Origin of the sequence: Helicobacter sp. UBA3407, from assembly GCF_949747025.1 — a bacterium.
Classification (GTDB): Bacteria; Campylobacterota; Campylobacteria; order Campylobacterales; family Helicobacteraceae; genus Helicobacter_D; species Helicobacter_D ganmani.
This window is the reverse complement of the sequence record NZ_CATKCB010000156.1, coordinates 1-6,541: the sequence shown is the minus strand read 5'-3', so window position 1 is coordinate 6,541 and position 6,541 is coordinate 1. Positions and strand designations below refer to the sequence as shown.

At 34.8% G+C, this 6,541-nt stretch carries 7 protein-coding genes and 1 pseudogene; all 8 read right to left on the bottom strand.

All coding sequences use genetic code 11. The annotated features are described in order from the left end of the window. Nucleotides 1-186: hypothetical protein (locus Q1553_RS05785; protein ID WP_300842805.1), on the bottom strand; the 186-nt coding region annotated here is incomplete at its 3' end. Further along, the gene (gene fliS / locus Q1553_RS05780) at nucleotides 173-550 is read right to left on the bottom strand and encodes a flagellar export chaperone FliS (RefSeq protein ID WP_115550738.1); all 378 of its coding nucleotides are present in this window, start codon (nucleotides 548-550) and stop codon (nucleotides 173-175) included. The genes fliS and Q1553_RS05785, both read right to left, overlap by 14 nt. A gap of 15 nt (nucleotides 551-565) precedes the next feature. Beyond that, entirely contained in the window at nucleotides 566-2,641 is a 2,076-nt protein-coding gene (gene fliD, locus Q1553_RS05775; protein WP_300842804.1) for a flagellar filament capping protein FliD, read from the bottom strand. 30 nt (nucleotides 2,642-2,671) lie between these two features. Then, entirely contained in the window at nucleotides 2,672-3,067 is a 396-nt protein-coding gene (locus Q1553_RS05770; RefSeq protein ID WP_115550736.1) for a FlaG family protein, read from the bottom strand. 161 nt (nucleotides 3,068-3,228) lie between these two features. Beyond that, nucleotides 3,229-4,536, bottom strand: coding sequence for a M23 family metallopeptidase (locus Q1553_RS05765; RefSeq protein WP_115550735.1), 1,308 nt, complete (start codon nucleotides 4,534-4,536; stop codon nucleotides 3,229-3,231). Between the two features lie 8 nt (nucleotides 4,537-4,544). Continuing rightward, entirely contained in the window at nucleotides 4,545-5,351 is an 807-nt protein-coding gene (locus Q1553_RS05760) for an FtsX-like permease family protein (protein WP_115550734.1), read from the bottom strand. Next, nucleotides 5,338-6,006 carry an ABC transporter ATP-binding protein gene (locus Q1553_RS05755; protein ID WP_115550733.1) on the bottom strand — a complete coding sequence of 223 codons (669 nt, stop codon included), beginning with the start codon at nucleotides 6,004-6,006 and terminating at the stop codon, nucleotides 5,338-5,340. Before Q1553_RS05755 ends, Q1553_RS05760 begins: the two co-directional genes overlap by 14 nt. Beyond that, a pseudogene (locus Q1553_RS05750) lies at nucleotides 6,007-6,541 on the bottom strand (tRNA (guanosine(46)-N7)-methyltransferase TrmB); the annotation flags it as partial.

Below are 6,541 nucleotides of genomic sequence, written 5' to 3'. Positions count from 1 at the left end.
CTTGCGCATTTCTAAACCCAATTTCTCTTTTTGAGCCTTAGCGTATTCTGTGATTTGCTCCATTACTGCCAATGCTTCAAACATTTCATCTCTTGTTTTTAAAATAGGTGTATTATCCAAAAGTTCATTGAGTTTGCTGTCATTTTTGTTTAAATATGCCACTTTTAATTCATTAAGCCAATTCATGATTTACCTCTTTCCATGCCTCAAGTAGTCCTTTAACTACTTTAATCACAATGTCAATTTTATCTTTATTATTTTCCATATTCGCTTGGGTTAAGAGCTTGATTTGATGTGTATAAAGCCCTGTTAGATAGTGAGCGACTTGCCCGCCTTTTTCATAATCAAGCGAATTTAAAAGTTCCACGAAAATATCTGTGGTGCGATTAATATAATAAATCTTTTTCTCAATGTCTTGAGAATCAATACAACGTTTTGCCATAGAAGCAAAGCGTAAAATACCCTCATAGAGCATTTCAACAAGCTTTGCTGGTGATTCTACAGCAACAGAATTTTGTTGATAAGAATTGTAGGCTAAACTACTTTTCATTTCTTAGATTCCTTTCTAATTTGAAGACTTCAACGAGTTAATCATATTTTGAACCGCTAGTGATTGTTGCTGTGTTTTAGCGATAAGTTGGTCATAAGCAGACCATCTACTTGCCATAGTCTCATAACGAGAGTCAATGGATTCTTGAGTTTTAGTTTTGTCTTCGTTGAGAGTTTTTTGCTCATCTACCAAAGAGGTTTCTAAGAGTTTCAATGTAGAATTACTACCTGTAATTAACTTGTCCATTGTATTACGAAGCTTGGTAAAAACTCCATCTACTTCAGTGCTGACACCGCGTGAAACACTTGTGGTGCTTCTAAAGAATGCGACTGCTTTGTCTGGGTCTTCTTTAAATGCAGAATTAAATTTCTCTTTATCCATTTTGAGTGTGCCATCATCGTTGAAGTAGATTCCAAATTTGACGAGATTATCCCCATTGATGTCATTAGAAGTAATGATAGAGTTAAATTGTCTAATAATCTGTCTAATATCACTATTTCCATTAAAGACGCCCGCGACTTCTGTATCTTCATCGTATCGCATTAATTCTTGAATTTTGTTATACATAGTATTGTAATTTTCTACAAATTTTTCCATTTCTTCCGCAATTCCAGAATCATCACGAGAAATGCGCACAACGACCTCTTTGTTTGCTTCTGTAATGGCTGTGAGCTCTAAGGAAAGTCCTGAAACAACATCATCAACGCTATTTTTATCGCGTTCAATTTCAATCCCATTATAAGTGAATTGTGCATTTTGTGCCTTTTGGATATTAGTAATATCCATTTTTTCTAAAAAGCCCTGACTTGTTGCATAACTACCCATTTGCAAGCCTACGGAATTTAAGACTTTGGTTTGTTCTTCAGAGTTTGCTCCTTCCGCGCCAATTCTTACGCTATTGCCATCTAAGCTATTAATGACCAATTTTCCATTTTTAACTTCTGCGGAGACTTTGCCATTTAAATTTGCAGTTGCGTTAATTTTATCAGCTACTGCTTGCGCATTTCTTGCACCCGAACCATTGTTAATACCACTTAAGTCAATTTTTTCACCATTAATTGTGATTATTCCACTTAATGCGCTACTGCTCACAGCTGAACTTGTGATTAAATCTGTGCTTGAAGCACCAACAGAGGTTTTGACGAATCCCAAATCTGTATCAACTTCACTTCCACCCTCAATGACTTTCACTTTGGCGTCAGTGATATTGACATTAATCTCTCCGCCTTTAGAATCGTTAAACAATAAGCCTTTGCCCGTGCTATTTAAACCTATGGTGATTTCACCACTTTTAAGTTTATCTTTGATATCGGTTAGACTAGGGTCGTTTTCAATTTTTTCATTAATTGCTTTTAAAAGTGCTTTGGCATTGTTTTCAGCAGTGTTTCCAATCTTTGTTTCGACATCATTTGCTAAATCAATGTTAATTGTTTGACCGCCAATCTCAATTTCAAATGTTCCGCCTGTGAGCTGTCCTCCAGGCATTGCTGCACTTTCTAATGTGCTTCCAAAATAGATTTTGTTTTGCGCTCCAGAATCTTTGCCTTGAATCATTAATTGATAGGGCTCGTCTCCACCTGTTTTCATAATGATACCCATTACAGCACCATTGGTTTTATCTGTGATAGCTTGTCCAACTTCTGATACACTCATACCTGCTTTGATTTCAATATCATAATTTGTGCCATTATGATAAAAGCTAAGAGTTGTGTTTTCTGAACTAAAAACGCTATCTCTTGAAGCAAATTTCAACCCTACTTGATTGACATCATTTTGTGCAAGTTGTTTGACATTGATTTTAATATCTTGAATCGCTAAACCTTCTCCTGCTGTCGCTTTTACACCATTACCTTCAACGGAAGCAGAACGTTTTAGATAGGTGCTAAAGTCTGATAAATTCTTGAAGTTTGTATTCAAAGAAGTCATCATAGTTAAAAGTGAAGTAAGTTCAGTTTGCTTCTCCATATTAGCTTCAATTTTTTTGGTTATAGGGTTAACTTGGTTTTTAATCTCATTGTCTTTTAGTTGGTTGAGTGTATCCCAGCTTAGGTTACTCGCAATCCCTAATACTCCCATTTGTCCTACTGCCATAGTAATCTCCTTTTTAAGGTTGGTTTTTTCTTAAGCTTGTTTGTCGAAAATAATCCCGACTACTTCTTTCATTTTTGCCATAAGTCTCATTGCTTCATCACTTGGAATCTTGCGAATAATGCGATTGGTATCTTTTTCGCTCACAGTTACAAAAAGCCCTTCAATATCTTCATTAAACCCAAAGGTAACATTTGTATTCAATGGATTAAGCTCTTTGTTAAGTTGTTGAGCTAATTCATTGAGTTTTTGCTTTTGTTCTTGAATCCTTTGCTCTTCGCTTGACTTATCAATCTCTACTTGCACTTGTTCTGCTTGGGTCAATGACTCTTGCAGCTTTGGGCTATTTTGATTACTTACGCTTCCTTGCGTAGAGTAAGTATTCACTTGGGTGCTAGCAATATTCATTCCATTTTCAGAAATAGTCATAGTAACCTCCTTGTTATTGTTTATGGAAGTATATCGGATATTACTCAAAAAAATAAAGAGTAAATAATTAAAATTTTTAAAAATTTTTAAAAATTCTCCTTTTTGTTCTATAGAGTTTTTATAGTACAAGTGTAATAATATATTCATAACGATAATAGAGTTTAAAGGTTTTTAGAAGAAATGAGCTCTAGTGGGTCAATATGTTTGTCTTTAAGAGTTACTTCAAATTTCAAAGCATTATCTACGCGTCCGATAGTATAGCCCTTTTTGACCGTGCTACCGGGTTTGATTGTAGGTGCAATTTTATCTAATTGCGCATAGATTGTGTGCATATTGCCTTTGTGCTCAATGATAACAACACGTTTAAGAATCGGGGTATCCTTAGCAAATACAACCTTTCCATCTAAAACGCTTTTAACTTTATCGTCTCCTTTTGGAGCTAAAGTTACAGATTCATTAAAAACTTTCATCTTATACACAGGGTCAAAATAAGGTCCAAAATGTTTTTCAATCGTAAAATTTTCTAAAGGAGCAATCGTCTTAGCACCTTTATACTTGGTTGTTCCGATATTGTGGTAAGAGCTAGCAACTTGGCGCACATCAAAATCGTCTTTAGCTTTTGAAATATTGGAAGTTTGTGTTTTTTTGGGCAAATTATTGCTTGCTGTTTTGGAAGATATTTGGGATTCCATAGCTTGCGATTCTGTGGGTTTAGTCTTGGCTAGTTCTTCACGTTTTTTGCGTTTTTCTTCTTCTTGGCTTTTAAGAATATTGAGATTAACAAGAATTCCTTGCACTTCATCACGTTCTTGGACGATTTTTTGTAATTCTTTATTGTATTTTGTGATTTCTTTTTGATAGTTTGCAATCAATGTTTCTTGTTCGCTTTGTAGCGCCTTTAAATGAGTTCTTTTTTTGTTTTCTACTTCGAGAAAATTTTTTAATTGTGTGATTTCAGTTTGTAGGGAATGGAGGTTAGCAATCACTTCACTTTGTTTGTTGCTAAGTGTGCTTAAATGTTTTTTTGTAGCTTCACTTAGGGATTTAAATGCCTCTTCTGTTATTAAGTCTTGAATAGATTCTGGTTGGAAGTCGTTTAGTAGAATCGCAAAGGAAACATCTTTGAGAATTAAATCCATCATTTCAAATTCAATTTGTTTTCGCGTTTGAAATAAAGAATCCTGATTATTGCTAAGTTTTTTGATTAAAGCAGTTTTACTATCATATTCCTTTTGATTTTTGGCGATATTTTGTTCATTTTCTTTGATTGTTTTTTGAAGCATTTTATTTTCTTCTTTTTGAAGATTGATTGCATTGCCTAACTCTTGGAGTTTAGCGTTAATTTGCTTTTCTTGCCGCTTTTTGTATTCTAAAGTATTTTGATTTTGGCTGATTTTTTTGGTAATCTCCTTTTCATTTGCACCAAAGCAGAGAGAGAAAGAAATAAGAAAAAGCAGACAAACACGCATAAAAATCCTTAATCCCTGTGTTGTAAGCTTACAATCCATACTGAAATCAGCGAGACAGCAAGCCCTGTTAAAAGCAATACAATAGAATCTAAAATGGGTGAAAAAATCTCTGGATTTAAACCTAATTCTTGCAGGAAAATTAGCAAAGTAGGATTCTGCGAGATATAAACCAAACCGCTAGCGACGATAAGAGTTGCAAGGATAGTGTCTAAACAAGCAAGTCGGAATAAGACTTGAGAGCGCATCCAAAGCGGTGCTCCAAGCAAAGTCATAATCTCCATTCTTTCTAAATGCTGAAATTTCCAAATTTCAATTTGTTTAAACATCAAAAGCAAGCTAATTAACGCAATAAAGCCTGAAAAAATTATTGTGCTTCCATTGATAATCAAAAGAAGTTGATAGATTTGACTATGACTTTTAGTAAAAGTTTCAATCCGAGAAACGCCCTCTAATGTGCTTAAGGTTTTGTGGATAATTTCCAAACGCGAACTGCTAGGATAGATATTAAGGGTTAAAGAATAGAATCTTGGAAGGGATTTTTTAAGCAGGACAATATTGGCTTGGCTGATATTTTTGCTCAATCTGTCTAAGACGACTTTAGAATCAATCAGGGTTAAGTCTTGCGCTTCACTGATTTTGTTGCGCAAAAGTTCTAAATTTAATTCTTTAGTGCTTGCGAGAATAATTGCGTAGTTTTTACCCAACTTATTTTCATAATCGTTTAGGGTGCGAGAAATAAGCAAAATGCTTTCTAGTGCAAAAAGTAAAGCAACCAGTGGAATAATAAGGCTTAAATGATTTTTAAGAGAGTTCATAGATGACCCCTTCTTCAATATGAAAATGGCGATAATTGACTCCTAGAGTTTCTGGGATTCTGTGCGTTACTACAACAACTGTGATTCCAAGTTGCACATTGACACCTTTAAGTAAGCTCCAAATTACTTCCGAGGAGTAGTCGTCTAGGTTTCCTGTTGGTTCATCAGCAAGAATCAAAAGAGGATTATGGGAGAGTGCGCGTGCCATAGCGACACGTTGTTGTTCTCCCCCGCTTAGTTCCAAGGGATATTTGCTACCTTTATGAGAAAGTTTAATATGAGCTAAAAGCCTATCTGTCTGGGCTTGGCAAGATTCTTTGGTAAATCCTCCAATAATCATAGGAAGCATAACATTTTTTTCTACATTGAAATCTTTGATTAACTTATAATCTTGAAAGATAATGCCTAAATGTCTGCGCAAGATTTCAATATTTTTTTTATTTGCCTTAAACATTTCTATTCCGCAGACTTCTAAAGAGCCACTTTTCAGTGCTAAATCCCCATAAATAGAGCGCATTAAGGTGCTTTTACCACTCCCGCTTGGACCGCTAATGAAAACAAATTCTTTAGGATAAATACTAAAACTCGCATTTTTGATAATGATTTCATTTTTGTAACCTAAATTCATATTTTTTGCTTGAATAATCGCGTCCATTTATGATTCCTTATAAAGACTGAAGTCATTTTGGATTAATTGTAAGAGTTGCTGATGTGCCTTGTAATTGAGATAGGTAGGCAATGGATTCTCTTTGAAATATTCAAGATGATTTGTTTGTAGCGCATAACGCGTTTGGGGATAATTAAAATCCCCAAAGGAAATTTTAAGCAAACAAGGAGGAGAGGAGGAATCGCAAGGGCTGATGAATAAATCCTCCAAATGCAAAAAATAATCCTTTTGCACAATTTTTGTTTTTTGAAAGTTTTTGGGCAAAAATAATAAAGGTTGCACTGCAGAATCTAAAAAGGCAAAGTCAAAATCTAGCTTGCGTGAGGTACTAGAGTGCAGGGCGAGAAATTCAAGAGTATAAATATCTTTGTTTTGTCTTAACCATCTTGCCTCATATTTGCTAATAATCGCCTCTTCAGCATTTACATGTGATTGTATTTGAAAATCTGTTTTGAAATCTTGTGCAAGATTTTTTGCATAGTTAAAGTAATCTAGGCTGTCTGTGCGTAATTGCAAATGTCCT

Excerpts from the sequence above, each read along its gene's own strand:
- fliS (WP_115550738.1), bottom strand. The coding sequence starts at position 550 with ATGAAAAGTAGTTTAGCCTACAATTCTTATCAACAAAATTCTGTTGCT.
- fliD (WP_300842804.1), bottom strand. The coding sequence starts at position 2,641 with ATGGCAGTAGGACAAATGGGAGTATTAGGGATTGCGAGTAACCTAAGC.
- Q1553_RS05770 (WP_115550736.1), bottom strand. The coding sequence starts at position 3,067 with ATGACTATTTCTGAAAATGGAATGAATATTGCTAGCACCCAAGTGAAT.
- Q1553_RS05765 (WP_115550735.1), bottom strand. The coding sequence starts at position 4,536 with ATGCGTGTTTGTCTGCTTTTTCTTATTTCTTTCTCTCTCTGCTTTGGT.
- Q1553_RS05760 (WP_115550734.1), bottom strand. The coding sequence starts at position 5,351 with ATGAACTCTCTTAAAAATCATTTAAGCCTTATTATTCCACTGGTTGCT.
- Q1553_RS05755 (WP_115550733.1), bottom strand. The coding sequence starts at position 6,006 with ATGGACGCGATTATTCAAGCAAAAAATATGAATTTAGGTTACAAAAAT.